We start from the raw sequence: 540 nt of genomic DNA, 5'->3' as shown, positions 1-540 counted from the left end.
GCCCGCCTGTGCCTGGTCGACGGGTTCGCGAGCGATGTCCGGCGGCACGGTCGCGCCGGCCTCTAGCGGCGCAAACGGCTCGGTTCGGTCGAACACGCCGGGTTGCGCAGCCAGCGCGGCTTCGCGCTCGTGCAGCGAGTCAAGGGCGGGGTGCGCTCTTGTCCGCTTTCTCGGCTGAGCGTGTTCCGCGTGATGCGCGGGTTCCGCCGCCTGCGCGGAGTCCCGGGCAAGAGCAGGTTCGGCCGCATGTACCGGTTCGGGCGCAAGCACCGGTTCGACAGCGAAGCTCGGTTCGCGCGGGGCGCCGGGCTCGGCCGCCGGTTGCGTGGCCGCCGCGGGACGCGCCTGGGCAGGATTGCCCGGTACGAGAACCTCGTGCAGCACCGGGATCGAATTGTCGTTGGAATCGGACACGTGCGCTCTCCGTGTTTGAGTCGAAGCCGAGGCAGGCCGCGCGCACGCCGCATCCTAAGACAACGACACAACGCGACGCGGGCGTGATAAGACCTAACTGCCCTGCTTGTAATTGTTCAAAGCATA

General features: G+C 68.3%; 1 pseudogene. It reads right to left on the bottom strand.

From position 1 onward, the window contains the following. A pseudogene (locus SB751_RS28080) lies at nt 1–414 on the bottom strand (DUF2486 domain-containing protein); the annotation flags it as partial. Nucleotides 415–540: the final 126 nt, after the last annotated feature.

Origin of the sequence: Cupriavidus sp. SIMBA_020, from assembly GCF_046535395.1 — a bacterium.
Lineage (GTDB): Bacteria > Pseudomonadota > Gammaproteobacteria > Burkholderiales > Burkholderiaceae > Cupriavidus > Cupriavidus campinensis.
The sequence above is the reverse complement of the archived record's forward strand: the minus strand, read 5'-3'. Positions and strand labels throughout refer to the sequence as shown.